Raw genomic sequence first — 24520 nt, forward strand, 5'->3', positions numbered from 1 at the left:
CGGTCACCTGCGGACGCGCGAGGGCGGCGTGCGAACGGCTGCCCACGGTCCGGTGATTCACCCTACTCAGTGAATGATCATCAGCCCACCCTCCGGCGGCACGGCTTCGGTGCTCCACCGCCCACCCCGGGGTTACCCGGGGTGCGGGTCCGTGCCGTCCTCGGCGGGCCAGCGGCCCTCCGCGTACAGCCGGACGAGCGCGGCGTGGGAGAGCGGGCTGCTGGGGTCGGCGACGTCGCCGTTGGTGGTGTAGTCCAGGAGCACGACCTCGCCCTTCTCCCGGAGCCGCTCGACCAGGTCGGCGGCGCGGTGTTCGAGGACCCACCGGTAGGCCGGCAGGTAGATCCGGCGGCGGGCCGTCTCGTAGTCCAGGAGCCGGTCGCCGTGCAGGCCGGTCCGGTGGCCCTGGACGGGGCCGAAGCGGCGCACCGTCCGCTTGAGGCCCTTCATCGAGGTGACGCGCAGCTTGGCGGGGTCGACATCGGCGTCCCGGAAGACCTTGAGGGCCTGCCAGATCCCCTCCACGGACTGGCTGGTCGCGCCGTCGCCGTAGGGGACCGGGATGCCGCCGTGCGGGTAGAACGGGCTCAGCCGCACCCACGGGTCCGGCGCCCTGGAGGTGACGTCGATGATCTCCGCGCCGGGGAACGCGGCGGTCAGTGCGGCCGCCGTACGGCGACGGCCGGCGATGTGGATCGGCATGTGCGGGCTCTCCTGCTCGACGGCGCGGGCCACCGAGTGTCCCCGGTGCCACTGACATTCCTCGCCGGAGTGCGGGCGGCCGGGAGCGGATTCGGTGCGGGGCCGGTGGTCAGGTGCGCCGGTAGTAGGCCGCCACCGGGGCCCGGGCCTCCTCGGGCAGGGCGGGGCCGTCCGTCGGCACCGTCGGCCAGGCGCCCGAGTCGGGGTTGAGCTCGACGAGTTGCTCGGTGGCGAGCGCGTACACGACCCGGCCGATGCCGGAGCGGAGGATGCCCCCTTCGCACATGCCGCAGGGCTGGCAGCTGGTGTACATCGTGGTGCGCGCGGCGGTGTCCGGGGTGAGTTCGCGGGCGGCCCAGCGGGCGAGCTTCAGTTCGGGGTGGGCCGTGATGTCGTCGTCGCGCCGGACGGTGTTGTGGGCCTCGGCGAGGACCTCGCCGTCCGGGCCGGCCAGCAGCGAGCCGTACGGGGCGTCGCCCAGGGCGACCGCGTGGGCGGCGAGGGCGATGGCGCGGCGCAGCAGGGCCTCGTCGGCTTCGGTGATCACGCGGTCCTCCAGTGGGTGGCGACGGTGGTGAGGGTCCGCCAGGCCTGCCGCGGACGACGGGTGTCCTCCGGATCGCCGTGGTAGGGGTCGAACACGACGGTCTCGGCCCCGAGGTCGCGCAACTGGCGCAGGTCGTCGAGGACCTGGTCGAGGGTGCCGACGCCGGCGGGCCGTTCGGGGTCGTCGACCGGCGCGGTGGTCAGCCGCAGGGCGATGCGGGGGGCGAACCCCGGCAGCGGGTGCTCGGCCAGGACCGACCGCATCCGGGCGACGGGGAGCCGCAGCGGGTGCCAGGCGTCGCCGAACCGGACCGCCCGGCGCAGCGCCGCCTCGCTGTGGCCGCCGACCCACACCGGTACCGGCCGGTGGCCCGAATCGCCCGCCCAGGTGTCCCGCAGCGTGGCCAGGCACTCGTCGGTCAGTCTGCCGCGGGCGCCGAACGGCACGCCGAGGGCCTCGAACTCCCGGCGCGCCCAGCCGATCCCCACGCCCAGGACGAACCGGCCGCCGCTGAGCTGGTCGAGCGTGCTCGCCGTCCGCGCCACCAGCAGCGGGTGCCGGTAGGGCAGGACGAGGACGGTCGTGCCCAGCCGCAGGCCGGGGGCGGTCCCGGCGAGCCAGGACAGCGTGGTGAACGGCTCGTAGAACGGCTCCGGGTACCGCTCGGCCACGTCCGGGGTCACCGCGACGTGGTCCGACACCATGAGGAGGTCGAAGCCGAGGCCCTCCGCGGTCCGGGCCCACTCGCGCAGCACGCCGGGGTCGGTCCCGGGGCCGAAGTTCGGTACGTTGAGGCCAAGTTGCATGGATCGAGGCTATCCCCGTGATCATGGCGGACGGAACGGCATCCTCCCTCTGTCACCTGCGGATCGCCGGGGATTTCCCGGTAGATTCGCGCCATGGCCGCGAATCTTGACGACACCGACTGGGCGATCATCGAACAGCTGCAACAGGAGGCCCGCGTCTCGCTCAGCGAGCTGGGGCGGCGGGTGTCCCTCAGCCCGTCGGCGACCACGGAACGGGTGCGGAACCTGGAGTCGCTGGGCGTCATCACCGGCTACCACGCGACGGTGGACCTGGCGAAGGTCGGCTACCCGGTGCTCGCCGTCGTCCGGCTGAAGTACCCGGGCAACCGGCACGAGCCGCTGCGGCGACTGCTCGCCGAGCGGCGGGAGGTCCTGGAGTGCCTGCGGACCACCGGCGACGACTGCTACGCCCTCAAGGTGGCGGCGACCTCCATGGAGCACCTGGAGACCCTGGTGGACGAGCTGGCCGGCTTCGGCAGCACCACCACGAGCGTCGTCTACAGCCGGACGCTGCCGCTGCGCGGGCCCGCTCGGCCCTGATGTCGGAGGGGCGTCGGAGGGGAGTCGTCGGAGGGGAGTCGGGAGGGAAAGGTGCTCCCTCGATCGGGGGAGGTCGGTCGGCCGTCGCGCGGACAGACTGGCGATCGTGACCGGGGGTTTCCTACCCCCCACGATTCCACAGGAGCTGACCCGTGCGTCGTTCGCGCATCCGCCACATGGCACTCGCCCTCACGCTCTCGACCGTCGGGGCCGTCGCGGCCGTCGGGGCGTCGGCACCGTCCGCCATGGCGGCACCGGCGGCCCCGACGGCCACGTCGGCCGCGGCCTCCTCGGACGCCGTGCAGCAGGGACTGAACGCGCTGGTGCGGACGGACGGGATACCCGCCGCGCTCGCGACCGTCCGGGACGGGCGCGGCCGGACCCGCGACTACACCGCGGGGGTGGGGGACCTGGCCACCGGCGCCAAGGTCCCCGTCGACGGGCAGGTGCGGATCGGCAGCAACACCAAGACCTTCACCGCCGTCGTCGTGCTCCAGCTGGTCGGGGAGGGGAAGGTCGACCTCGACGCCTCCGTCGACACCTACCTCCCCGGCCTGGTTCGCGGCGAGGGCATCGACGGGCACGGCATCACCGTCCGGCAGCTGCTCCAGCACACCAGCGGACTGCCCGACTACGAGGGGCTGCTGGAGGAAACCGCCCTGCGGACCCGGTACTTCGAGCCCCGGGAGCTGCTGGACATGGCCCTTGGCCAGAAGCCCGCCTTCGCGCCCGGGGAGAAGTTCGGCTACAGCAGCACCAACTACGTGCTGGCCGGCCTGATCGTCCAGCGGGTGACCGGCCGGCCGATCGCCGAGGAGATCGACCGGCGGATCATCCGGCGCATCGGGCTGCGGCACACCTACTTCCCGGCCGTGGGCGACCGGACGATCCGGGAGGCCCACCCCAAGGGCTACCGCAGGGATTCCGCCGACGCGCCGCTGGCCGACTTCACGGAGCTGGACCCGTCGGCGGCCTGGGCAGCCGGGCAGATGATCTCCACCAACTCGGACCTCAACCGCTTCTTCACCGAACTGCTGGTCCCGGACCGCCTGCTGCCCGCGGCCCAACTCGCCCAGATGCGCACCACCGTCCCGGTCGGCGACGGCATGGCCGCCGGACTGGGCATCTTCAGCCGGACGCTCACCTGCGGCGGGGTCTACTGGGGGCACGGCGGCGACATCCCGGGCTACGAGACCCGGGGCGGCGCCACCGACGACGGCCGTGCCGTGAACATCGCGATGACCACCATCCCGGCCGACTACGCCGTCACCCGGCACCTCGAAGGCGTCGTCGACGCCGCCCTGTGCCGCTGAGGTGATAGTCGCCCTGTGCCGCTGAGCTGGTAGCCGGGCCGTGAGCGGTCAGGAGCGGTGGTGGTTCCCCTCGTCGCCGATCACACCGTTCCCGTGGTGGACGGACACGCTGGAGTACGTCGCCCGCATACGCGTGGCGTGAGCCGTCCGGTGCTGTTCGATCAGCATTCCCTCGGCGTTGTCGGACTGGTGCCGCCGCGCGCGTTCCCGGAGTACCAGGAAGGCCGTGGCACCGACGATGGCGCCGACGAGCGCGACCAGGAACACCGTGACGAAGACCATGCCGTCACCTTCCCCCCGTTCGAATGCGTCCAACCTTTATCTCACGGGCGTAGGGCGGTCTCACCCGAGTCGTCGGAACAGCCGGAGCAGTCGGGCGGTCGGGACGGCGGACCGTCGCGACGGCCGACTGTTCCGGCGACCGTACGGGGCGTCAGGGGCGGGCCTGTTCGGCGTTCGCGCGCTCCGTGACCAGCGCCAGGACGCGGCCCGCGACGGCGAGGTCCTCGGCCGGGATGCCGGCGTACAGGCGGGCGGTGATCCCGGCGGCCTCGGTGGTGGTGCGCTCGTACAGTTCGCGGCCGGCCGCCGTGAGGTGCAGCCGGGACGCCTCCGCCGGGTCCTGCGAGAGCAGCCCGGCGGAGGTCAGTTCCCCGATCACGCCGTGGACGACCGACTCCTCGGCCTTCAGCGACCCGGTGACGTCGCGGACGAGCGCGTCCCGGGCGATGGAGCCGCCCGCGACCGCGACGACCCGGAGCGTCACGCTCTGGTGGAAGGTGGCTCCGTGGCGGTCCAGCACGCCCTCCAGGAGGGCGCGCGCCGCGTAGTGGGCCAGGGCGATGACCCGGCCGTTGACGGCGGTGGGGGCTGTGGGGGCCGTGGGGGCCGTGGGGGCCGTGGCCGGTGCGGCGTTGGCCGTGGTGGCGGTGTTGGTGGCGGTGTCGGGCGCGGTGGCGGTGGTCATGACGGCTCCTCGGCGTTCTCGACGGTCTCGGCGTGCGGCGGATCCAGAGGTGCGTCGAGCAGGGCGGCCAGTTCGCGGGTGAACTCCCGGGCGCGGGGGCTGTCCTGGCCGCCGAGTGGCGCCAGCAGCTGGTCCAGGAGGCCCTGGACCACCGTGATCGCGCGGCGGGTGACGTCGCCGCCCTGCTCGGTGAGCGACAGCTGCATGGCGCGCGGGTCGTCCGGGTCCCGGGTGCGGGCCACCAGCCCGGCGGCCTCCAGGGCGCGGGCGAGCTTGGAGACGTAGAGCGCTTCGAGACCCGTGTGGTCGGCGAGGCGGCGCTGGCTGGGGCGCAGCCCGGAGCGCGACATGCCGTACAGGGAGGCCAGCACCGCGTACTGGGCGTGCGTCAGACCCAGCGGCGCGACCGCCCGGTCGACCGCCACCCGCCACTTCATCGACAGGCGCCAGACCAGGAATCCTGCGGTGGCGCCCTCAGCTGTTGAACTCACGGCGAATACAGTACATAGCTACTATGTCCATGGCTACTATTTTTCGGGGCCGGGGAATGGGGCTCGGGGCGCCGGGCGGAGCGCCTCGGGCATGACTTTCGACAGATCCGGTGCGGCGGCGGCCCTCGTAGGGTCGTGGGCATGCGGATGAGTGGGGCGGCGCTGCCCGTGGTGGCGTCGGTGTGTATCGGGCTCGGTGTCACGAGCCTCTGGTGGGCGCTGCCGGCGATCGGGTTCTCCTTCCTGGCCGGGCTGCGGATGGAACGGGTGCGGCCGGCGGCGGTGGTGTTCGCCGTGCTGGTCGCGGCCGGGGTACTGGTGGTCGGGGCGGTGCCCTCCTGGATCGTCCTGGGGCTGCGGTTCGTCGCGCTCGCCGTGAGCACCGGGATGGGCCCCTGGCTGCTGGGCCGGTTCTGGCGGCAGTCGCAGGAACTCGTGCGCGCCGGGTGGGAGCGGGCCGAGCGGCTGGAGCGCGAGCAGCAACTCGTCGCCGAGCAGGCCCGACTGCGCGAACGGGCCCGGATCGCCCAGGATATGCACGACGCCCTCGGCCACGACCTCAGCCTGATCGCCCTGCGCGCGGGGGCCCTCAAGCTCGCCCCCGACCTGGCCCCGCCCCACCGGGAGGCCGTCCAGGAGATCCGGGCGGGCGCGGCCGCCGCCGTCGACCGGCTCGGCGAGGTGATCGGCATCCTGCGCGACGGGGACGAGAGCGGCGCCGCCGCCCGCGCGGCCCACGGACCGGCCGACTCGGACATCCCGCACCTGGTCGCCGAGGCGGCCGCCGCCGGCCTGGACGTCCGCTCGGAGATCACCGGTGAGCCGGACGGGCTCCCGCGCGCCACCGAGCACGCCGCGTACCGGGTGGTGCAGGAGGCGCTGACCAACGCCGCCAAGCACGCACCGCGAGCGGCCGTCACCGTGGAGGTGGCGTACTCGGCCGACGGCGCCTGCCTCCGGGTGGCCAACGGCCCCGGGCCTGTGCCCGCGCCCATGCCTGCATCTGCGCCCGCGCTCACCGTCGCCCGGGCGACGGGCTCGGCACCTGCGTCAACCCCGCGCGGCGCAACGCCCACCGGAACGTTCACCGGAGCGTTCGTCGGCACGTCCGCCGCACCCGCGGGAAGGTCCGCCTCGACGCCTGCCGTGCCGCCCACCGGTGGCCGCGGCCTGGTCGGGCTGGCCGAGCGGGTCCGGCTCGCGGGCGGCACCTTCGCCCACGGGGCCCGCCCGGACGGCGGGTTCGAGGTCGCGGCCACTCTGCCGCGCCGCGCTGTCGGGCCCGTCCCGCTGCCGCCCGCCGCCCCGTCGTCGCCGGTGCGCGAGCTGCGACGGGCGCGGCGCAGGGTGGGCCGTACGCTGGCCGCCGTGGTGCTCGTCCCGCTGGGGACGGCCGTACTGCTGACCGTGGCGCTGCGAGTATGGACGCTCTACGTGGTCAGCCTGTCGGTGCTGGACCCGGAGGTCTACGCCGCCCTCCAGATGGGGCAGGACCAGGCCTCCGTCGAGCGTCTGCTGCCGGGCCACCGGCTGCCGTACCGCCCGCCGAGCGGGCCGGCGACGCCCGCGCCGCCGCCGGGGGAAGGGGTCTCGTGCGCGTACTACGCCATCACCGCCCAGCTGTTCGTGGACCGGGCCGGCGATGCCTACCGGCTCTGCTTCCAGGACTCCCGGCTGGTCTCGCGGGACGTGCTCGTCTCCTGAAGCCCTGTCTTCCGGCCTTCCACGTCCCGCGTTCCCGCCGCAACTCCCTTTCCCCACTACCTCCGTACCGAGCGACCGACAGGAGCCGCCGATGACCACCGCACCGATCCGGGTGCTGCTCGCCGACGACGAGCCCATGATCCGCGCGGGACTGCGCGCGGTGCTCGCCACCGACCCGGGCATCGAGATCGTCGCCGAGACCGGGGACGGCCGGGAGGCCGTCGAACTGGTCCGGCGCCACCGGCCGGACGTCGCCGTACTGGACATCCGGATGCCCGGGACGGACGGCATCACGGCCGCCGCCGAGATCCGCCGGAACGGCCTGGCCACCGGAGTACTCATGCTGACCACCTTCGGTGAGGACGACTACATCCTGCGCGCGCTCAGCGGCGGCGCGAACGGCTTCCTGATCAAGTCCGGTGAGCCCGAGGAACTGCTCGCCGGGGTGCACGCGGTGGCCGGAGGGGCTGCCTACCTGTCACCCAAAGTGGCCGCCCGGGTGGTCGCCCACCTGGCCGCCACCGGGGCCGGCAGCCCCGCCGACCGGCGTGCCGGCGCCCGGGAGCAGGTGGCCGCCCTGACCACCCGGGAACGGGACGTGCTGACGCTGATCGCCGCCGGGCTGTCCAACGGTCAGATCGCCCGTCGGCTGGGGGTGGTGGAAGGCACCGTGAAGGCCCATGTGAGCTCCATCCTGGCCCGGTTGGGTGTGGCCAACCGGGCGGCCGCCGCCGTCCTCGCGCACGAGGCCGGACTGACCCTCGGCGCGACCTGCGCGGGCGGTCCACGGGACTGAGGCCGCCGCGCCCGGGGCGGTGCCGGAGTCGGAGCCGGAACCCGCGCCTGAGCTGGAGCCCGAGCCCGCGCCCGGGGCCGACGGTATCGGCGGTGCCGACAGCAGCCGCCCGAGGACCGGCACCCCGGCCAGCGCCGTCACGGCAGTGGTGGCCGCCGGCCGCAGGGCGAGGACCGCCGCCGCCGTGACCGTGCCGCCGAGCGCGGCACCGGCGATCACGTCGTGCGGGTAGTGCACCCCGGCCGCCACCCGCAGCGCGGCCGTGGCGCCGCCGACGGGTATGACCAGCAGCGCCCAGCGCGGGCGCAGCAGCACCAGCCCCGTGGCCAGCGCGACCGCCAGGGTGGCGTGGTTGCTGGGGAAGGACCAGTCGCCCGGCGGCGGACACGCGGTGACCGCCGTGCCCGGCAGCCCGGTGAGCGCCCGGCAGGGCCGCTCCTCGTCGAGGACCACCTTCAGCACCTCGCTCGCCCCGTAGGCCAGCACCGTGCCCAGCCCGACCAGCGCCACCCCCGCGACCACCCCGGCGGCCCGCCGGGCCCGGGCCGTCCACCAGCAGAACGCCAGCAGGAGACCCAGCACCAGCAGCCCGACCTCGGTAGCCGGCTCCAGCAGCGAGGCCACCGCGTGCGGGGCCTCGCCGACGGCCTCCGCCACCCGCCGGTAGCCGCCGGCCGACCACCCGGCCGACACCCGCACCGGCCCCGCCCCGCCACCCCGCTCCGGCGCCAGCCACGCCACCACCCCGGCCCCCGCGCAGAGCAGGGCCGTAGCGAGGACGGGCCTGGGCCTCACCCCGGGTTTGGCCCTGGGCCTGGCGGTGGCCCTGGCGGCGCCGGTCTGCCTCGAATTCCTGTCCGTGTACGTCATGGTCCGGACGGTAGAGGCCGAGACCCCCTTGGCACCCGACCCGAAAGTCAAGCAATGCCCCTGACGATGGTCAGGGTTGACATCACGTCACAGCAACCGGCCACGTACCCTGCGCCCATGCCGGATCCCTCCCCGCTCGCCGTCCCCACCCGCTTCGACGGAGCCCCCGACCGTGTCGCGCTCGTCGTCCCGGGCGTCGGGTACACGCCCGCCAGGCCCCTCCTCCACTTCGCCCGCTCGGTGCTCCTCCGGTACGGCTGGACGGTCCAGGAGCTGTGGTGGCAACTCCCGGACGAGTTCCGGGCGTTCGAGCCGGAGGACCGGACCGCCTGGGTCGAGCGGCAGGTCGCCGAGGCCGTCGACGCCGAGCGCGGCGCCTGCCGCCTGCTCGTCGGAAAGTCCCTGGCCTCCTTCGCCTGCGGCGTCGCCGCCGACCGCGGCCTCGCCGCAGCCTGGCTGACCCCCGTCCTGACCTCCGAGCCGGTCGCCCGCGCCCTCGCCCGCGCCGAAGCCCCGACCCTCCTCGTCGGCGGCGGCGCCGACAAGCTGTGGGACCGCCGGACCGCCGAATCGACCGGACACGAGGTCCTGGAAGTACCCGCCGCCGACCACGGCTTGGAGCTGCCGGACGACCCCCTGGGCTCGATCGACCTCCTGCGGCAGGTCACCTCCCGCCTGGACCGCTTCGTCGCCTCCCTGGCGACGGGGGCGTAGGGACGGAAGCCCTGCGGGGAGGAGACCGCCGTGGCCGGTGCCGGACGACCTCCGGAGCCGGGCCGAGCCGCTTCCGCCGGTGTGGACGCACCGGCTCCGCGGGTTCGGCTGTCGGCCGCCGGGCGACCGGGGCTGTCCGCAGGGGAGCCTGTTCGTGTCGCATACCGGGATCCAAGGGGATCGGCTGCCGCGGGAGCCCGGCTTCGGCTCGGGCATGACCTGCCGGCGCCGACCGCGGGGACCGGCACCAGGCCAGGGAGTGGCCGTGCCCGGCCGCTTGAAGCATCACGTGGTCACTGCCGGCCGGGGCACACCGTCGGCCACCGCCACGACGTCACCCGGCTGCTGCTGCCGCTGCCGCACGCGATTCCGCGCATCCGCGGCGATTGTTCCCCGACCGCGGCTACGACGTCGACAGGTATCACTGCCTGGTTTCGTGGAAGCCCGGCAGCGAGCCGGTCATCGCCCGCCGGTGCCACCGTCCGGCGCCGACGTGGCCAAGGGCGCCCGGATGCCCGCTTGCCGGGAGTCGGTCGGCCGTCCGGGCGCGACCACTGGCAGGTCTCGCTCCTCGGCTGCGTCGGCCAGGCGCTTGTCGTAGGTGACGAAGGCGGTGAGCGCGTGCTCGAGGTGCTCGGCGGTGGCGAGGTGGATGGCGTCGAGGGTGCGGAGGTGTCGGGTGGGGAACTGGCAGGCGGCCCTGAGGACGGGTTCGGAGAGCCGGACGCGGAGAAGCCGGTCGAGCAGGTCCACCGACGCGTCCAGCAACTCCTGTGGTGCGCCGACCCGGATCAGCGCGCGCGGCACCTCGACCTGGGCCAGCGCGCTGGTCGCGTGGCCCTCGGAGCCGTGCGAGGAGAGGAACGTGCGCAGTGCGGTGGATTCGTCGTCAGGTACCAGAAGTTTGAGGATCGCGCATGAGTCGAGGTAGATCAATGGCCTTCCTCCTCCCGCATGGCGTGCAGGGCGTCGGCGGCCGACGCGAGCCCGGCGCCGGATTCGGGCAACGTCCACTCGGCCAGGCCACGCGCGGTGGCGGCGTTCTCGGGGGTGATCGTGCCGTCTCGAACGAGGTCCTCCAGCACCCGCTGTTCCGGGTCGGGCGGCGCGAGGACGGCGATCAGCCGCCCGTTGCGGGTGATCTCCACGCGTTCGCCGGCCGCGACCCGGTCGATCAACTCGCTGGCGTGCTGCTGGAGCTGTCGGATGGGGACTCTGGCTGCCATACGACTCACGGTAGAGCCAAGCGTGCGGCGATCACGAGGAATGTGCGTCGATTTCACACGAACGAGTGCCGCCATGCCCCGGGAACCCGTGCCGGCGCCCGCCGATGGTGGTGGCGAGGGCGGCGGCCAGCAGGACGAGGGCGGACCAGGGCAGGGCGGCCGGCCCGGCGTGGTCGAGGAGGAGGCCGCCGGCCAGGCCGCCGACGGCGATGCCGAGGTTCCAGCAGGTGACGAGCAGCGACTGGGCGATGTCCCCGGCCGGGCCGGCCGCGTCGGCGACGGCGGTCTGGAGGAGGGTGGCGGCGCCGCCGAAGCCGAGGCCCCAGAGCGCGGCGGCGGCGTAGGCGGGCCGGCCGGTCGAGCCGAGCAGGGCGGCGGCGAGGAGCAGGGCCGCGGCCGCGAGGAGGACGGAGGCGGCGATGGTCAGGGGGCGCAGGTACCGGTCGATCAGGGCGCCGGTGCCGAGGATGCTCACCAGCGAGGACAGTCCGATGACGAGCAGGACGGTGTCCGTCCGGCCGTCGAGCCCCAGCGGCGCGAGCAGGGCGGCGACGTACGTGTAGAGGACGTTGTGGGCGAGCACGAAGGTCGCGGTGACGGCCAGGACGGTGGCCACGCCCGGTGTCCGCAGCACCCGTCGGATGGGGACGCGGGCCTGGTCGGCGCGGCCGGGCAGTGGCGGGAGCGCGAGCAGCATCCAGCCGGTCAGTGCCACGGCGATCACGCACATCAGCCCGAAGGTGACCCGCCAGCCCACCAGGCCGGCGAGCAGGGTGCCGGCGGGTACGCCCACCGACAGGGCGACGGTCGAGCCGGCCATGGCGACGGCCATCGCCCGTCCGCGCTGTTCCGGCGTGACGATGCCCCGGGCGTACCCGGCCAGTAGTGCCCAGAGCAGTCCCGCGACCAGGCCGGCCGCGAACCGGGCGGCCATGGTGAGCGGGTAGTCGGGTGAGACGGCGGTGACGGCGTTGGCCGCGGCGAAGCCGCCGACGGCGACCAGCAGCAGGCGCTTGCGCGGCAGGCGGCCGGTGACGGCGGTCAGCGGGATGGCGGCCGCGATCGAGCCGACGGCGTAGAGGGTGACGGACTGCCCGGCGGCGGACTGGCCGACGCCGAGGTCGGCGCTCATCGCGGGCAGTACTCCGGCGGGCAGGGCCTCGGTCATGATCGTGACGAATCCGGCGGTGCTCATGGCCAGCAGTGCGGGCCAGGGCGGCCTCGGTGCGGGGGCCACCGGCTGTGCGGGGGCGCGGAGTTCGGGAGTGGGCATGGGCCCGATCGTCTATCGTTGACATTCGTGTCAAGGTCCAGCCGGGATGGCGCCGGCCCGGGGTGAGGGTGGTCACACATGCGCATCGGCGAGCTCGCCCGGCGGGCGGAGACCACTCCGCGCCTGCTGCGCTACTACGAGCAGCAGGGGCTGATCACACCGCGCCGTGAGGCGAACGGCTACCGCGCGTACGACGAGTACCTCGTGGACCGGGTGCTGCAGATCCGCGGGCTGCTGGACGCGGGGCTGCCGACCCGGATCATCAAGCAGATCCTGCCCTGCCTGGACACCCTGGACGCCCCGCGGACGATCCACTTCGCCGACGCCACACCGGAGATGCTCGCCACCCTGGAGTCCGAGACGGACCGGATGACCCGCCGGATCCTGTGCCTGACGCGCAACCGGGACGCCATCCGGGAGTACCTGGACGTGGTCAAGGGCCTCTCCTGATCCACCACCCGAACTCGACGGCTTGACCTTGCCACGGGTGTCAGGGTTGGACGCTGCCGTCATGACCGACACGACCGCCCCCGCGATCCACCACACCGCCTTCGGCGACGGCACCCCGATCGTCCTGATCCACGGCTACACCGTCGACCACCGCGTCCTGCTCCCGCTCGAACCCGCCTTCGCCGACCGCCCCGGCTGGCGGCGCCTCTACGTCGACCTCCCCGGCCACGGCGCCAGCCCCCGGCTGCCGGGTCCGACCTCGGCGGCCGCCCTGGCCGAGGTGCTCTCCGAGTGGATCGAGGCCCAGGTCGGCGGGCGGCCCTTCGCCGTGGTCGGGCAGTCCTTCGGCGGCCAGCTGGCCCGGGCGGTGACCGCGCGCTTCGGCGAGCAGGTGCTGGGCTCGGCGCTGCTGGTGCCGGTGGTGCGCTGGGGTGCCGACCGCGACCTGCCGGAGGAGTCTGTGGTCGAACGCGACGAGGACCTCCTCGCCCGGCTCCCGGCGGCCGACCGCGACCTGTTCCGGTACGTCATGGCCCGCCACACCGGCCCGAGTTGGGAGCTGTTCCAGCGGTACGTCCGGCCCGGCTGGGAGGCGCACGACCGGGCGGCCGCCGCCGAGCTCGAAGCCGACTTCCTGCTGCCGCACTGGCCCGAGCACCGGGCCGCGCGGCACCGTGGCCGCCACCTGCTGGTCACCACCCGGCAGGACGCCCTGGTCGGCTGGCGCGACCAGCTCGCCCTGCTCGACCACTACCCCCGGATGGCCGCCGCCGTCCTCGACGGGGTCGGCCACAACCCCCAGGTCGAGGCCGCCGACACCGTCCGCGCCCTGGTCGGCCGCTGGCTCGACGCGCTCCCGCGCTGAGGGCCGGCCCCGGGAACACCGACGGCCCCGCGACCGGTCGTACCGGTCGCGAGGCCGTCCACCGCCGCAGGAGTCCGGAGCTCGGAACCCGTGAACCGGCCCCCGGAGCCCCCGGAGCCACGGCTCAGCCGATGGAGCGGGGCAGGCGGGTGGTCAGGTACAGGATGGTGAAGGACCCGAGGAGCTGGATGCCCAGGCAGAGGGCGAGCGCGCGGTCCATGCCGAGGACGGGGGAGAGGGAGAGGTAGAGGGTGCCGAGGGTGGCGACGCCGAGCGCGAGGCTGGACTGCTGGCCGGTGGCGAGGACGCCGCTGCCGACGCCGGCCCGGGCGGCGGGCACCTTGGCGAGGACGACCCGGAACAGCGGGGTGCCGATCAGGCCCTGCCCGATGCCGGCGAGGGCGACGCCCGGGGCCATCCGCAGCGGGGAGAAGTGCGACCAGTCGGCCAGGACGGTCAGGGCGAGGGTGGCGAGGCCGGCGGCCTGGACGACGGCGCCCGCGCTGAGCACCCGGCTGCCCCAGCGGCCGATCAGCCGCGGGCCGGCGAGCGAGGCGGAGAAGTAGCCGACGGCCATCGGGACGAGCGCCCAGCCGGCCGCGACCGGGCCGAGCCTGAGGCCCTGCTGGAGGGCGACCGCGATGACGAACATGAAGCCGCCGAAGCCCGCGAAGTAGGGGAGCGCGATGCCGAGGCCGCGCCGCATCTCCGGGATGCGCAGCAGGGACGGCGGCACCAGCGGGGTGTCCCCGCGCCGCTCGGCGCGCCGCTCGACGACACCGAAGGCGACGGCGAAGACGGGGAACAGCGCCAGCAGCACCCAGGACCAGAGCGGCCAGCCGGCGGCCCGGCCCTCCATCAGCGGGACGAGCAGGGAGAGCAGCGTGGCGGTGAGCAGGACGGTGCCGGGGACGTCGACCCGGGCGGCCGTGGTGGACCGGCTCTCCGGGACGTAGCGGACCGCGAGCACCACGGCGAGCAGCGCGAACGGCACGTTCAGCAGGAACACCGAGCGCCAGCCGGTGCCGAACAGGTCGGCGGCGACCAGCATCCCGCCGAGCACCTGCCCGATCACCACCGAGATCCCGCCGACGGCGCCGTAGACGCTGAGCGCGCGGCCGCGCCGGGCGCCCTCGGTGGCGGCGGTGATGGTGCCGAGCACCTGCGGGATCAGCAGTGCGGCCGAGGCGCCCTGGGCGGCCCGGGCGGCGACCAGGGACCACGCGCCGGGGGCGAGGCCGCAGGCCAGCGAGGTGAGGGCGAAGGCGACGGCGCCGATGACGAAGAGCCGGCGGCGGCCGTAGCTGTCGCCGAGGCGTCCGCCGAGGACGAGCAGGACGGCGAAGGCGATGCCGTAGCCGGCGGCGACCAGTTCCAGGACGGCGGGTCCGGCGGCCAGGTCGTGGTCGATGGTGGGCAGGGCGACGTTGACGATGAAGAAGTCGAGCATCGGCAGGAAGGCGCCGAGCAGGACGGTGACCAGTCCGGCGGTGCCGAGGGTGGCGGCGGGACCGGTGGAGCCGGTGGCGGGACCGGCGGGACCGGTAGGACCGGTGGAGCCGGCCGGCCCGGTGCCGGAGGTACGGGCGGCCGCGCTGCCCGGGGTGGTGGCGGCGCGGCTCGATGCGGGGGCGACGGTGAGTGGTTGGGTCACGGGTCCTACGATCCGCCGCGCCGTACCCTGGTACCAGAGTGTGGTTATCCAGGTATAAGAAGTACCTGGCAACAGGCTTACGGCTGGCGCATGCTGGGGAGCATGAGCCTGATGACCCCCGCCGCGCAAGACGCCGCGCACAGCGCCGCACAGCGCCGGAGCGCCCCCGGCGAAGCCCGTCGGCACGAGCTGGCCGCGTTCCTGCGCAGCCGCCGCGAGCGCCTCGGGCCCGAGCAGGTGGGCCTGCCGATGACCGGCCGCCGCCGGACACCGGGGCTGCGCCGGGAGGAGGTCGCCCAGCTCGCCGCGGTCGGGGTGACCTGGTACACGTGGCTGGAGCAGGCGCGGGACATCCAGGTGTCCGCCCAGGTGCTGGACGCGGTGGCCCGGGCGCTGCTGCTGGACCCGAGCGAGCGCGCCCACCTGTTCACCCTGGCCGGCACGGACGACCCGGCGCCGGTGAAGGAGTGCCCCTCGGTGACCCCGAGCGTGCGGCTGCTGCTGGAGCGGCTGGCGCCGTACCCCGCCGTGGTGCTCAACTCCCGCTACCAGGTGCTGGCGTACAACGCCCAGTACACCGCGGTCGTCGGCGACCTCGACCGGATGGCTCCCGAGGACCGGAACCTGATGTGGATGGCGTTCACGCCCTCGCAGTTCCGCGAGGTGCTGATCGACTACCGCACCGAGCGCCTCGGCATGGTGGCCCGGTTCCGTTCGGCGATGGCCGACCACAGCTCGGAGCCGGCCTGGAAGGCGCTGCTGGCCCGGCTGCTCAAGGCCTCGCCGGACTTCGCGGAGGTCTGGCAGCGGCACGACGTGATGCGGCCGGGCAACGGGATCAAGCGCTTCCAGGTGCCGGACGTCGGGCTGCTGCGCTGCGAGTACACCAACTTCTGGCTCAGCCCGCAGCTGGGGACACGGATGATCACGTACACCCCGCTGGACGACGAGACCCGCGCGTTGATGGACCGCCTGCCCACCGGGGCCTAGGGAGTTCCTCGGGCTCGCGTCGGACGGGCGGCGTCGACGTGCCTCAGCCCCGCACCGCCGCGTCCCGCCCGAGCCGCAGGCACACCACGGCGAGCGGCAGTTCTATGCAGGAGGCCATGACCAGCGCGGCGAGCACCGCGTGGCCCGGCCCGGCGCAGGCGATGTCGGCCAGCGCGTCCCCGGTGAGCAGCAGGGCCACCGCCGCGCCCGCCCACAGCGCGGCGGGGCTGCGGCGGCGCAGCAGCGCGTCCAGCGAGAGCAGGGCGGCGAACTCGGTGAGGTCGAGCACGACCCACGGGGTCTCGTGGCAGACGGCGAGGACCGCCAGCCAGGGCAGCAGCGCGACCGCGGCCAGGACCGGGACCTGGGCGAAGCGCGCGGGCAGGACGGACGAACGGGCGGGGCCGAGGGCAAGGGCGAAGGTGCCGCTCACGCCGCACCCCGGCCGCGCTCCCGGACCCGCTCCAGCGGCAGCCGCTCGGCGGCCCCGCCCGCCGTGTGCTCGACCCGCACCGCGTCGAACGGCCCCTCGGCCCAGGCGACCCAGAACCGGTCGGCCACCGTGACCGCCTCGGCCGTCGAGCACACCCGGCGGAACGGCCGCCGCCCGGTGAACACCACCGCGGGCGCCGTGCCGTCGGCCGCCAGCCGGCCCCAGGCCAGCACGTGCCGGCTCCGCCCGGCGGAGGGGCAGTGCCGGGCCCCGCGCAGCAGGTGCGGGGTGAGCCGGGCGGCGACCAGGACGTCGGCCAACTCCCCGTACTGGTACAGCTCCAGTGCGGCGCGGCCGCGGCCGGACGCGACGCAGCGGACCGACCAGGGGCCGGCCCCGGCGGGCAGCGCGCCCTCCGGCAGCTCCCCTTCCTGCAGCGTCTCCTCCGGCAGGGCTCCTGCCGGCAGCGCCCGCTCCGGCAGCGCCTCCTGGGCCGCCGCCGCTCCGGCGGCACTCCCGGGGCCGGGCCGCCCGTGCGGCGGAGTGGCGGAGTGCGATGCAGTGCTCGTCATGCCCTCAAGCCTTCCGCCCGGACCCCCCTCCTGTCGGTGGTGCTCCACACCGAATCGGGGGTGTAGCTAGCTACACCCCCATCGGGAACCCCCCTTCATGGCGGCTCGTGATCACCGGGCCCTACGCTGTCGGCCATGCCCTCCACCACGTTGCGCCGAGCGTTCGTCAGGAGCCTCCGGCGCCCCCCGTGGTCGCCCGAGGTCTGGCGGGACGTCCGCTTCACCGCCGCCGGGATACCCGTGGCGCTGCCGGTCTGGCTGGCCGTCACCGAGTCGAAGCTGCTCTTCCCGGTGCTCGCCGCCGTCCTGCTCTGCACCCACCCGCTGACCGCCGTCCAACGCGGCCGGCTGCGCGCCCTGTACGGGGTGGAGGTGCCGCCGCTGCGCCCGCCGACGGGGCGCCGGGTCTGGCTGCTCGGGGTGACCTGGCGCCAGGTCCTCCACCACCTGGTGGCCGGCCCGCTGCTGGCGGCGGGCGCCCTGGTGGTGCTGTACGCCTGGGCGGCCGCCGTGGTGCTGGCCACCGTGTACGGCTGGATCTGGCTGCTGCCCGCGGGCACCGCGCTGCGCACCGGCCTGGCCGGGGAGGACGTCCTGCTCACCCTCGGCGGGGTGCTGCTGCTGGCGGTGCTCCCGCTGTCGGGCACCCAGCTGGCCCGGCTGGAGGTGTGGGTGGCCCGGCGGCTGCTCGGCCCGGACCGGGCGGAGGCGCTGGAGCGGCGGGTCGAGGAGATCGCCGAGAGCCGGGCCGGCCTGGTCGACGCGGTGGACGCCGAGCGCCGCCGGATCGAGCGCGACCTGCACGACGGCGCCCAGCAGCGGCTCACCTCCCTCGCGATGAACCTGGGCCTGGCCCGGCGCACCCTCAAGGACGTGCCGCCCGAGGTGATGCAGGTGATCATCGACGCGCACGAGGAGGCCCAGGCGGCCATCGACGAGCTGCGCGACCTGGTCCGCGGCCTGCACCCCGCCGTCCTGGAGGACCGCGGCCTGGACGCGGCGCTGTCCGGCATCGCCGCCCGGGCCCCGTTGCCGGTGCACCTGGACGTCGACCTCTCCGAGCAGATCGCCCCGACCGTCGAGGCGGTCGCCTACTTCACCGTCTCCGAGGCGCTCACCAACGTGGCCAAGCACGCCAGGGCCCGCCGGGTCGACCTCTCGGTGCGGACGACCGGCGGCCGGCTGCGCCTGGTCATCAGCGACGACGGCGTGGGCGGCGCGGACGCCTCGCGCGGCACCGGGCTCACCGGTCTGCGCAAGCGCGCCGCCTCGGTCGACGGCACGATGTCCGTTCTCAGCCCCCTCGGGGGCCCCACCACCATCACCGTGGAGTTGCCGTGCGCGCTGTGATCGCCGAGGACTCGGTCCTGCTGAGGGTCGGCCTGGTCAAGGTCCTGGAGGCGGTGGGCTTCGAGGTCGTGGCCGCCGTCGGGGACGCCACCGAACTGCTGGCCGCCGTCGAGGAGCACCGCCCGAAGGTGGTGGTGGCCGACGTCCGGATGCCCCCGGGCTTCAGCGACGAGGGGGTGAAGGCGGCGATGGTGATCCGCCGGCAGTGGCCGGACACCGCCGTCCTGCTGCTCTCCCAGTACGTGGAGGAGCGCTACGCCGCGGACCTGCTGGCGACCAACACCAGCGGCGTCGGCTACCTGCTCAAGCAGCGGGTCGCCAACGTCGACGACTTCGTGGACGCGCTCCAGCGGGTCGCCGAGGGCGGCACCGCGCTGGACCCGGAGGTGGTCGCCCAGCTGCTGGTGCGCCGCCGGCACCGGGACCCGGTGGAGAAGCTGACCCCGCGCGAGCGCGACGTGCTCGCCCTGATGGCGGAGGGCCGCTCCAACGCGGCGATCGCCGGCTCGCTGGTGGTCAGCGACAGCGCGGTGGCCAAGCACATCAACTCGATCTTCACCAAGCTCGAACTGCCGCAGGCCGAGGACAGCCACCGCCGGGTGATGGCGGTGCTGCGCTTCCTGGAGGTCGGGTAGCGGTGAAGGGGGTGAAGGGCTGGCGGGCCACCGGGACGCTCGTGATCGTCCTGGTCATGATCGGTGCCGGACTGCAGACCTGGTCGATGGCGGTGCAGCAGCGCACCAGCAGCAGTCGGCCGTACGACGAGGAGATCCACCGGGTCCAGCTGGAGACCGGCCCCGCGTCGGTCCGGGTGCGGGCCGGACGGGAGGGCCACGTGGTGGTCCGGCAGAGCCTGGACTGGCTGGTGCGCAAGCCGGTGGTGTCCGCCGTCTTCGACAAGGGCGTGCTCACGGTCGGGATGCACTGCCGGCTGATCCTGCCGTTCGTGGACCTCGGCTGCGGTGCCGAGATCGAGCTGGAGGTGCCGGCCGCGACCGAGGTGTCCGGCTCGGTGACCTCCGGCTCCGTCCAGGTGGAGGGCCTGAGCGGGGACGTGAGGCTGGACCTGACCTCCGGCCAGCTGCTGCTGTCCGACACCTCCGGGAACGTGACGGTGCACGCCACCTCCGGTCTGGTGCAGGGCACCAACCTGAGCGCCCCGCGGTTGACGGCGCAGCTCACCTCTGGCTCGGTGCAGCTGAGCTTCGCGAGGGCTCCGCGCGAGGTGGACGCCACGGCCACCTCCGGCTCGGTGGAGATGAGCCTGCCGAAGGACAGCCGGTACGCCGTCTCCAGCGAGGTCGGCAGCGGCAACGGCCGGATCGACCCGGGGCTGGCGGACTCGGCGAGCCCGAACCGGGTGCACGCCGCGGTCACCTCCGGGTCGATCTCCATCGCTCCGGCGCCGGCCTCGTCGGCGCCCACCGCCCCGGCGGCTCCGTCGGCCTCGCCGGCCCCGTAGCGGAGGCGGCCCGTTCCGGAGGCGTCCGGTAGCGGAGGTGGCCGGCAGAGGAGGTGGCCGGTAGCGGAGGTAGCCGGTAAGGGGAGGCGGCCGGTGGCCGAGGCGCCCCGTAGCGGGGGAGCCCCGGCGCGGGCGGAGGCCGCTCACCCGGGTGGGGGACAATGGAGAGTCCCGTCCCCACCACCCGAGGTCAGCCGCGCATGACAGTCACGCCCGCACCCACCGCGTCCGGCACCGCGTCCGGCACCGAGTTCGCGCCGCTCGACATCGGCCCGATCCAGGTGTGGCCGCCCGTCGTGCTGGCGCCGATGGCCGGCATCACCAACGCGCCGTTCCGCACCCTGTGCCGCGAGCAGAGCGGCGGCAAGGGGCTGTACGTCTCGGAGATGATCACCACCCGGGCGCTGGTCGAGCGCAACGCCAAGACCATGCAGCTGATCAAGTTCGACCCGAGCGAGAAGCCGCGCTCCATCCAGCTGTACGGGGTGGACCCGGTGACCGTCGGCAAGGCCGCCCGGATGATCTCCGAGGAGGGCCTGGCCGACCACATCGACCTCAACTTCGGCTGCCCCGTCCCCAAGGTCACCCGCAAGGGCGGCGGCTCGGCGCTGCCGTACAAGCGCAACCTGCTGCGCGAGATCCTGCGCGAGGCCGTCGCCAACGCGGGCGACCTGCCGGTGACCATGAAGATGCGCAAGGGCATCGACGACGACCACCTCACCTACCTGGACGCCGGCCGGATCGGCGCCGAGGAGGGGGTGGCCGCGATCGCCCTGCACGGGCGCACCGCCGCCCAGCACTACGGCGGCACGGCCGACTGGTCGGCGATCGCCCGGCTGCGCGAGTCCGTCCCGGCGCACATCCCGGTGCTGGGCAACGGGGACATCTGGTCGGCCGACGACGCGCTGCGGATGATGCGCGAGACCGGCTGCGACGGCGTGGTGGTGGGCCGCGGCTGCCTGGGCCGGCCGTGGCTGTTCAAGGACCTGGTCGCGATCTTCGAGGGCGACGTGGACTACGCCCGCCCCGACTTCGGCTACGTGGCCGCGGCGATGGTGCGGCACGCGCAGCTGCTCGGCGAGTGGCTGGGCGACGAGGCGCGCGGCGTGATCGACTTCCGCAAGCACGTCGCCTGGTACACCAAGGGCTTCTCGGTCGGCTCCGAGCTGCGGGTGCGGCTGGCCGGCTCCTCCTCGCTGGCCGAACTGGCCGAAACCCTCGCCCAGGTGGAGCAGTCCCAGGGCTGGCCGGACGGTGCGGACGGCCCGCGCGGTCGGACCAGCGGCAACAACCGGGTGGTCCTGCCGGAGGGCTGGTTGGACGATCCGTACGACTGCGCCCGCCCGGGTGCTGACGCCGAATCGGACACCTCCGGCGGATGATCTGTACGACCTGGCGAAAATGACCCGTTCGGGTCGATGGCCACCTGGTCCCAGCCCTCTTGTCCATCCTGGACAAGAGGGCTCCTTTTCGGCGTCCGATCATCACGGAGCGGGCACGTTTCTGGACGCAGTGCGACGATCGGCGCAGGCGCTCTACGTTCGACCGGTGAGACGCTCTGGTGACGCTTGCCACACGTGGCGGGGGCTGACGGCCGGTCAGTGGACGAAATGGACAGGTCGGCTGTGAATCGCTTCCCGAAGTCGGTCGACCGGTGATCGGGCGATCCGGGTGCAGGAAATCAAGCCGGGGCAACGCCATGGACCCGCGGTCGCTACGGTGCGTCCGGATCGCACGATCTTCGCGTGTGCATGCCTTCAAGAGTTGAATGCTTGCTCGCGTCAGGCGGACGATTTCACCAACAGAGGTGAACGCCTTTATGTGCTTTCGATCTAGCGGGTTACCGCTGGGTACCAGCCTCGGGTGGCCTATTCAGGGCAGAGAAGTGCCTTCGAAATGGGTATGTTCTCCGGCGTCAGGGCAACCGCGTACGAGGAGACCGACCCGTGCCGTCCCAGCAGAAGTTTGTTTACTCCTTCACCGAAGGAAACAAGGACCTCAAGGATCTTCTTGGCGGCAAGGGCGCGAACCTGGCCGAGATGACCAACCTGGGCCTCCCCGTCCCTCCGGGGTTCACCATCACCACCGAGGCCTGCAAGGTCTTCCTGGAGACCGGCAGCGAGCCGTCCTCCCTGCACGAGGAGATCAGCGCCCACCTGGACGCCCTCGAGCAGGAGATGGGCAAGAAGCTCGGCCAGGCCGACAACCCCCTCCTGGTCTCGGTCCGCTCCGGCGCGAAGTTCTCCATGCCCGGCATGATGGACACCGTCCTCAACATCGGTCTCTCCGACGCCTCGGTGGCCGGCCTCGTCGCCCAGTCCGGCAACGAGCGCTTCGCCTGGGACTCCTACCGCCGCCTGGTCCAGATGTTCGGCAAGACCGTGCTGGGCGTCGACGGCGAGCTGTTCGAGGAGGCCCTGGACGAGGCCAAGCACGCCAAGGGCACCGTCAACGACCTGGACCTGGACGCCGCCGACCTCAAGACGCTGGTCGAGGTGTTCAAGGGCATCGTCGAGCGCGAGACCGGCCGGGCCTTCCCGCAGGACCCGCGCGAGCAGATGGACCTCGCGATCCACGCCGTCTTCCACTCCTGGAACGGCGACCGCGCCCGGCTGTACCGCCGCCAGGAGCGCATCCCGAACGACCTGGGCACCGCGGTCAACGTCTGCAGCATGGTCTTCGGCAACCTCGGCGAGGACTCCGGCACCGGCGTCGCCTTCACCCGCGACCCCTCCACCGGCACCCAGGGCGTCTACGGCGACTACCTGTCCAACGCCCAGGGCGAGGACGTCGTCGCCGGCATCCGCAACACGCTGCAGCTGTCCGAGCTGGAGAAGCTCGACAAGAAGTCGTACGACGAGCTGATGGCGATCATGCAGACGCTCGAGAACCACTACCGCGACCTCTGCGACATCGAGTTCACCATCGAGCGCGGCAAGCTCTGGATGCTCCAGACCCGGGTCGGCAAGCGCACCGCCGCGGCCGCCTTCCGGATCGCCGTCCAGCTGGTCGACCAGGGCCTGATCGACCTGGACGAGGCCCTGATGCGGGTCACCGGCGGCCAGCTCTCGCAGCTGATGTTCCCGCGCTTCGCCCCCGACTCCGAGTCGAAGCAGATCGCCAGGGGCCTCGCGGCCTCGCCCGGCGCCGCGATCGGCAAGATCGTCTTCGACTCCTACACCGCGGTGAAGTGGTCGCGCTCCGGCGAGAAGGTCATCCTGGTCCGCCGCGAGACCAACCCGGACGACCTGGACGGCATGATCGCCGCCGAGGGCATCCTCACCTCGCGCGGCGGCAAGACCTCGCACGCCGCCGTCGTCGCCCGCGGCATGGGCAAGACCTGCGTCTGCGGCGCCGAGGAGCTGGAGGTCGACACCAAGCGCCGCCGGATGACCACCGCCGACGGCCTGGTGCTGGAGGAGGGCGACGTCGTCTCGATCGACGGCGCGACCGGCAAGGTCTACCTCGGCGAGGTGCCCGTGCTCCCCTCCGCGGTGGTGGAGTACTTCGAGGGCACCCTGCACGCCGGCGCCGACGTCCAGGGCGGCCTCGTCCAGGCCGTGCACCGGCTGATGTCGCACGCCGACGGCCGCCGCCGCCTCGCGGTGCGCGCCAACGCCGACAACGCCGAGGACGGCGGGCGCGCCCGCCGCTACGGCGCCCAGGGCATCGGCCTGTGCCGCACCGAGCACATGTTCCTCGGCGAGGAGCGCCGCAAGGAGGTCGAGCACCTGATCCTGGCGGACAACGACAAGGACCGCGAGCTCGCCCTCTCCACCCTGCTGCCGCTGCAGAAGGGCGACTTCCTGGAGCTCTTCCAGGCGATGGACGGCCTGCCGGTCACCGTCCGGCTGCTCGACCCGCCGCTGCACGAGTTCCTGCCGGACATCACCGAGCTGTCGGTGCGCGTCGCCCTCGCCGAGGCCCGCAAGGACCCGAACGAGAACGACCTGCGCCTGCTCCAGGCGGTGCACAAGCTGCACGAGCAGAACCCGATGCTCGGCCTGCGCGGCGTCCGCCTCGGCCTGGTCATCCCTGGCCTGTTCGGCATGCAGGTCCGGGCCATCGCCGAGGCCGCCGCCGAGCGCCGGCTGGCCGGCGGGGACCCGCGCCCCGAGGTGATGATCCCGCTGGTCGGCACCGTCCAGGAGCTGGAGCTGGTCCGCGACGAGTGCGAGCGGGTGCTCGCCGAGGTCGCCCGGACCACCGGCGTCAAGCTGGACATCAAGCTCGGCACCATGATCGAGCTGCCGCGCGCCGCGGTGACCGCCGGGCAGATCGCCGAGGCCGCCGAGTTCTTCTCCTTCGGCACCAATGACCTGACCCAGACGGTCTGGGGCTTCTCCCGGGACGACGTGGAAGCCTCGTTCTTCACCGCCTACCTGGAGAAGGGCATCTTCGGGGTCTCCCCGTTCGAGACCATCGACCGCGACGGCGTCGGCTCGCTGGTCAAGCACGCCGTCGAGGCCGGCCGGGCCACCCGCCCCGACCTCAAGCTCGGCGTCTGCGGCGAGCACGGCGGCGACCCGGACTCGGTCCACTTCTTCCACGAGGTGGGGCTGGACTACGTCTCCTGCTCCCCCTTCCGGATCCCGGTGGCGCGCCTGGAGGCAGGCCGCGCCGCCATCGAGACGGCGGGCAGCGACTCGCGCTGAGGAGGGTAGGCATCCCCACCTCACGCGCGGGCACGACTGACCGCTTCCCCTCCCGTCGGGAGGGCGTACACCGGAGCTCGGCGCAGGAGAACCGGCGTACGTGACACGGCCGGGCGGGAACGGACAACGGCGTCCGTTCC

General features: G+C 73.7%; 26 protein-coding genes and 1 pseudogene. 14 read left to right on the forward strand and 13 right to left on the reverse strand.

What is annotated here, in order from left to right; all coding sequences use genetic code 11:
- Window positions 1-132 precede the first annotated feature (132 nt).
- The 3 genes from ACFU7Z_RS01955 to ACFU7Z_RS01965 all read right to left on the reverse strand — a co-directional run bounded on the left by ACFU7Z_RS01955 (window position 133) and on the right by ACFU7Z_RS01965 (window position 2055).
- Window positions 133-702, reverse strand: a complete 570-nt coding sequence (locus tag ACFU7Z_RS01955; protein ID WP_380775315.1) for a DUF6939 family protein — start codon at window positions 700-702, stop codon at window positions 133-135.
- A 109-nt stretch (window positions 703-811) separates the two neighbouring features.
- Window positions 812-1249, reverse strand: coding sequence for a nucleoside deaminase (locus tag ACFU7Z_RS01960; RefSeq protein WP_117487713.1), 438 nt, complete (start codon window positions 1247-1249; stop codon window positions 812-814).
- Entirely contained in the window at window positions 1246-2055 is an 810-nt protein-coding gene (locus ACFU7Z_RS01965) for an LLM class flavin-dependent oxidoreductase (protein ID WP_380775317.1), read from the reverse strand. The genes ACFU7Z_RS01960 and ACFU7Z_RS01965 overlap by 4 nt, the downstream gene beginning before the upstream one ends.
- A gap of 93 nt (window positions 2056-2148) precedes the next feature.
- On the opposite strand from ACFU7Z_RS01965, the gene ACFU7Z_RS01970 reads away from it, so the two are divergent.
- Together ACFU7Z_RS01970 and ACFU7Z_RS01975 are read left to right on the forward strand one after the other, a co-directional pair.
- Window positions 2149-2595 (forward strand): Lrp/AsnC family transcriptional regulator, encoded by a 447-nt coding sequence (locus ACFU7Z_RS01970; RefSeq protein WP_380775319.1) that lies wholly within the window; start codon window positions 2149-2151, stop codon window positions 2593-2595.
- Window positions 2596-2771: 176 nt separating this feature from the next.
- Window positions 2772-3908, forward strand: a complete 1137-nt coding sequence (locus tag ACFU7Z_RS01975; RefSeq protein WP_380775338.1) for a serine hydrolase domain-containing protein — start codon at window positions 2772-2774, stop codon at window positions 3906-3908.
- 48 nt (window positions 3909-3956) lie between these two features.
- Here ACFU7Z_RS01975 and ACFU7Z_RS01980 read toward each other — a convergent pair whose 3' ends face one another.
- The 3 genes from ACFU7Z_RS01980 to ACFU7Z_RS01990 form a co-directional block, all read right to left on the reverse strand.
- Window positions 3957-4190, reverse strand: coding sequence for a hypothetical protein (locus tag ACFU7Z_RS01980; protein WP_049656043.1), 234 nt, complete (start codon window positions 4188-4190; stop codon window positions 3957-3959).
- A gap of 151 nt (window positions 4191-4341) precedes the next feature.
- Window positions 4342-4875: a MarR family transcriptional regulator gene (locus ACFU7Z_RS01985; protein WP_380775321.1), complete on the reverse strand. Its 534-nt coding sequence runs from the start codon at window positions 4873-4875 to the stop codon at window positions 4342-4344.
- Complete coding sequence (locus ACFU7Z_RS01990; RefSeq protein WP_074000738.1) at window positions 4872-5366, reverse strand: MarR family winged helix-turn-helix transcriptional regulator; 495 nt, start codon at window positions 5364-5366, stop codon at window positions 4872-4874. The genes ACFU7Z_RS01985 and ACFU7Z_RS01990 overlap by 4 nt, the downstream gene beginning before the upstream one ends.
- A 141-nt stretch (window positions 5367-5507) precedes the next feature.
- On the opposite strand from ACFU7Z_RS01990, the gene ACFU7Z_RS01995 reads away from it, so the two are divergent.
- Together ACFU7Z_RS01995 and ACFU7Z_RS02000 are read left to right on the forward strand one after the other, a co-directional pair.
- Complete coding sequence (locus tag ACFU7Z_RS01995; RefSeq protein WP_380775323.1) at window positions 5508-7070, forward strand: sensor histidine kinase; 1563 nt, start codon at window positions 5508-5510, stop codon at window positions 7068-7070.
- A 91-nt stretch (window positions 7071-7161) separates the two neighbouring features.
- A complete protein-coding gene (locus tag ACFU7Z_RS02000) occupies window positions 7162-7866 on the forward strand; it encodes a response regulator (protein WP_380775325.1) in 705 nt (234 codons plus the stop codon).
- 228 nt (window positions 7867-8094) lie between these two features.
- On the opposite strand, the pseudogene ACFU7Z_RS02005 reads toward ACFU7Z_RS02000, so the two are convergent.
- Window positions 8095-8388: pseudogene (locus ACFU7Z_RS02005) on the reverse strand (phosphatase PAP2 family protein); the annotation flags it as partial.
- On the opposite strand from ACFU7Z_RS02005, the gene ACFU7Z_RS02010 reads away from it, so the two are divergent.
- On the forward strand, window positions 8354-8533 hold the full coding sequence (locus ACFU7Z_RS02010) for a hypothetical protein (RefSeq protein ID WP_259316949.1): 180 nt from the start codon (window positions 8354-8356) through the stop codon (window positions 8531-8533). The pseudogene ACFU7Z_RS02005 and the gene ACFU7Z_RS02010 sit on opposite strands and share 35 nt — an antisense overlap.
- Window positions 8534-8853: 320 nt before the next feature.
- Entirely contained in the window at window positions 8854-9450 is a 597-nt protein-coding gene (locus ACFU7Z_RS02015) for an alpha/beta hydrolase (RefSeq protein ID WP_380775327.1), read from the forward strand.
- 459 nt (window positions 9451-9909) lie between these two features.
- Here ACFU7Z_RS02015 and ACFU7Z_RS02020 read toward each other — a convergent pair whose 3' ends face one another.
- From ACFU7Z_RS02020 to ACFU7Z_RS02030, 3 genes are read right to left on the reverse strand one after another with little or no spacing between them, the layout of a single operon-like run.
- Complete coding sequence (locus tag ACFU7Z_RS02020) at window positions 9910-10386, reverse strand: type II toxin-antitoxin system VapC family toxin (protein ID WP_380775329.1); 477 nt, start codon at window positions 10384-10386, stop codon at window positions 9910-9912.
- Window positions 10383-10676 (reverse strand): type II toxin-antitoxin system Phd/YefM family antitoxin, encoded by a 294-nt coding sequence (locus ACFU7Z_RS02025; protein WP_375876411.1) that lies wholly within the window; start codon window positions 10674-10676, stop codon window positions 10383-10385. Before ACFU7Z_RS02025 ends, ACFU7Z_RS02020 begins: the two co-directional genes overlap by 4 nt.
- 31 nt (window positions 10677-10707) lie before the next feature.
- Window positions 10708-11949: an MFS transporter gene (locus ACFU7Z_RS02030; protein WP_380775331.1), complete on the reverse strand. Its 1242-nt coding sequence runs from the start codon at window positions 11947-11949 to the stop codon at window positions 10708-10710.
- A 78-nt stretch (window positions 11950-12027) separates the two neighbouring features.
- Here ACFU7Z_RS02030 and ACFU7Z_RS02035 point away from each other — a divergent pair, with 78 nt between their 5' ends.
- Complete coding sequence (locus ACFU7Z_RS02035; RefSeq protein WP_117487704.1) at window positions 12028-12399, forward strand: MerR family transcriptional regulator; 372 nt, start codon at window positions 12028-12030, stop codon at window positions 12397-12399.
- Between the two features lie 61 nt (window positions 12400-12460).
- Window positions 12461-13264, forward strand: a complete 804-nt coding sequence (locus tag ACFU7Z_RS02040; RefSeq protein WP_380775333.1) for an alpha/beta fold hydrolase — start codon at window positions 12461-12463, stop codon at window positions 13262-13264.
- Between the two features lie 124 nt (window positions 13265-13388).
- Here ACFU7Z_RS02040 and ACFU7Z_RS02045 read toward each other — a convergent pair whose 3' ends face one another.
- Window positions 13389-14918: an MFS transporter gene (locus ACFU7Z_RS02045; RefSeq protein WP_380775335.1), complete on the reverse strand. Its 1530-nt coding sequence runs from the start codon at window positions 14916-14918 to the stop codon at window positions 13389-13391.
- A gap of 111 nt (window positions 14919-15029) precedes the next feature.
- Between ACFU7Z_RS02045 and ACFU7Z_RS02050 the strand changes: the two genes are divergently transcribed.
- Complete coding sequence (locus ACFU7Z_RS02050; RefSeq protein ID WP_074000746.1) at window positions 15030-15908, forward strand: helix-turn-helix transcriptional regulator; 879 nt, start codon at window positions 15030-15032, stop codon at window positions 15906-15908.
- Between the two features lie 43 nt (window positions 15909-15951).
- Here ACFU7Z_RS02050 and ACFU7Z_RS02055 read toward each other — a convergent pair whose 3' ends face one another.
- Together ACFU7Z_RS02055 and ACFU7Z_RS02060 are read right to left on the reverse strand one after the other, a co-directional pair.
- Window positions 15952-16341, reverse strand: coding sequence for a hypothetical protein (locus ACFU7Z_RS02055; RefSeq protein ID WP_049657058.1), 390 nt, complete (start codon window positions 16339-16341; stop codon window positions 15952-15954).
- Window positions 16338-16913 carry a hypothetical protein gene (locus ACFU7Z_RS02060; RefSeq protein ID WP_117487701.1) on the reverse strand — a complete coding sequence of 192 codons (576 nt, stop codon included), beginning with the start codon at window positions 16911-16913 and terminating at the stop codon, window positions 16338-16340. Before ACFU7Z_RS02060 ends, ACFU7Z_RS02055 begins: the two co-directional genes overlap by 4 nt.
- Before the next feature lie 135 nt (window positions 16914-17048).
- Here ACFU7Z_RS02060 and ACFU7Z_RS02065 point away from each other — a divergent pair, with 135 nt between their 5' ends.
- The 5 genes from ACFU7Z_RS02065 to ppdK all read left to right on the forward strand — a co-directional run bounded on the left by ACFU7Z_RS02065 (window position 17049) and on the right by ppdK (window position 24380).
- Window positions 17049-18263, forward strand: a complete 1215-nt coding sequence (locus ACFU7Z_RS02065; RefSeq protein ID WP_117487700.1) for a sensor histidine kinase — start codon at window positions 17049-17051, stop codon at window positions 18261-18263.
- Entirely contained in the window at window positions 18251-18898 is a 648-nt protein-coding gene (locus ACFU7Z_RS02070) for a response regulator transcription factor (RefSeq protein ID WP_074000749.1), read from the forward strand. Before ACFU7Z_RS02065 ends, ACFU7Z_RS02070 begins: the two co-directional genes overlap by 13 nt.
- A 2-nt stretch (window positions 18899-18900) precedes the next feature.
- Entirely contained in the window at window positions 18901-19725 is an 825-nt protein-coding gene (locus ACFU7Z_RS02075; protein WP_074000750.1) for a DUF4097 family beta strand repeat-containing protein, read from the forward strand.
- A gap of 200 nt (window positions 19726-19925) precedes the next feature.
- Window positions 19926-21107 carry a tRNA dihydrouridine synthase DusB gene (gene dusB, locus ACFU7Z_RS02080; RefSeq protein WP_049650222.1) on the forward strand — a complete coding sequence of 394 codons (1182 nt, stop codon included), beginning with the start codon at window positions 19926-19928 and terminating at the stop codon, window positions 21105-21107.
- A gap of 564 nt (window positions 21108-21671) precedes the next feature.
- Entirely contained in the window at window positions 21672-24380 is a 2709-nt protein-coding gene (gene ppdK / locus ACFU7Z_RS02085) for a pyruvate, phosphate dikinase (RefSeq protein ID WP_074000751.1), read from the forward strand.
- Window positions 24381-24520: the final 140 nt, after the last annotated feature.

It is taken from the genome of Kitasatospora sp. NPDC057518 (assembly GCF_042802075.1).
Lineage (GTDB): Bacteria > Actinomycetota > Actinomycetes > Streptomycetales > Streptomycetaceae > Kitasatospora.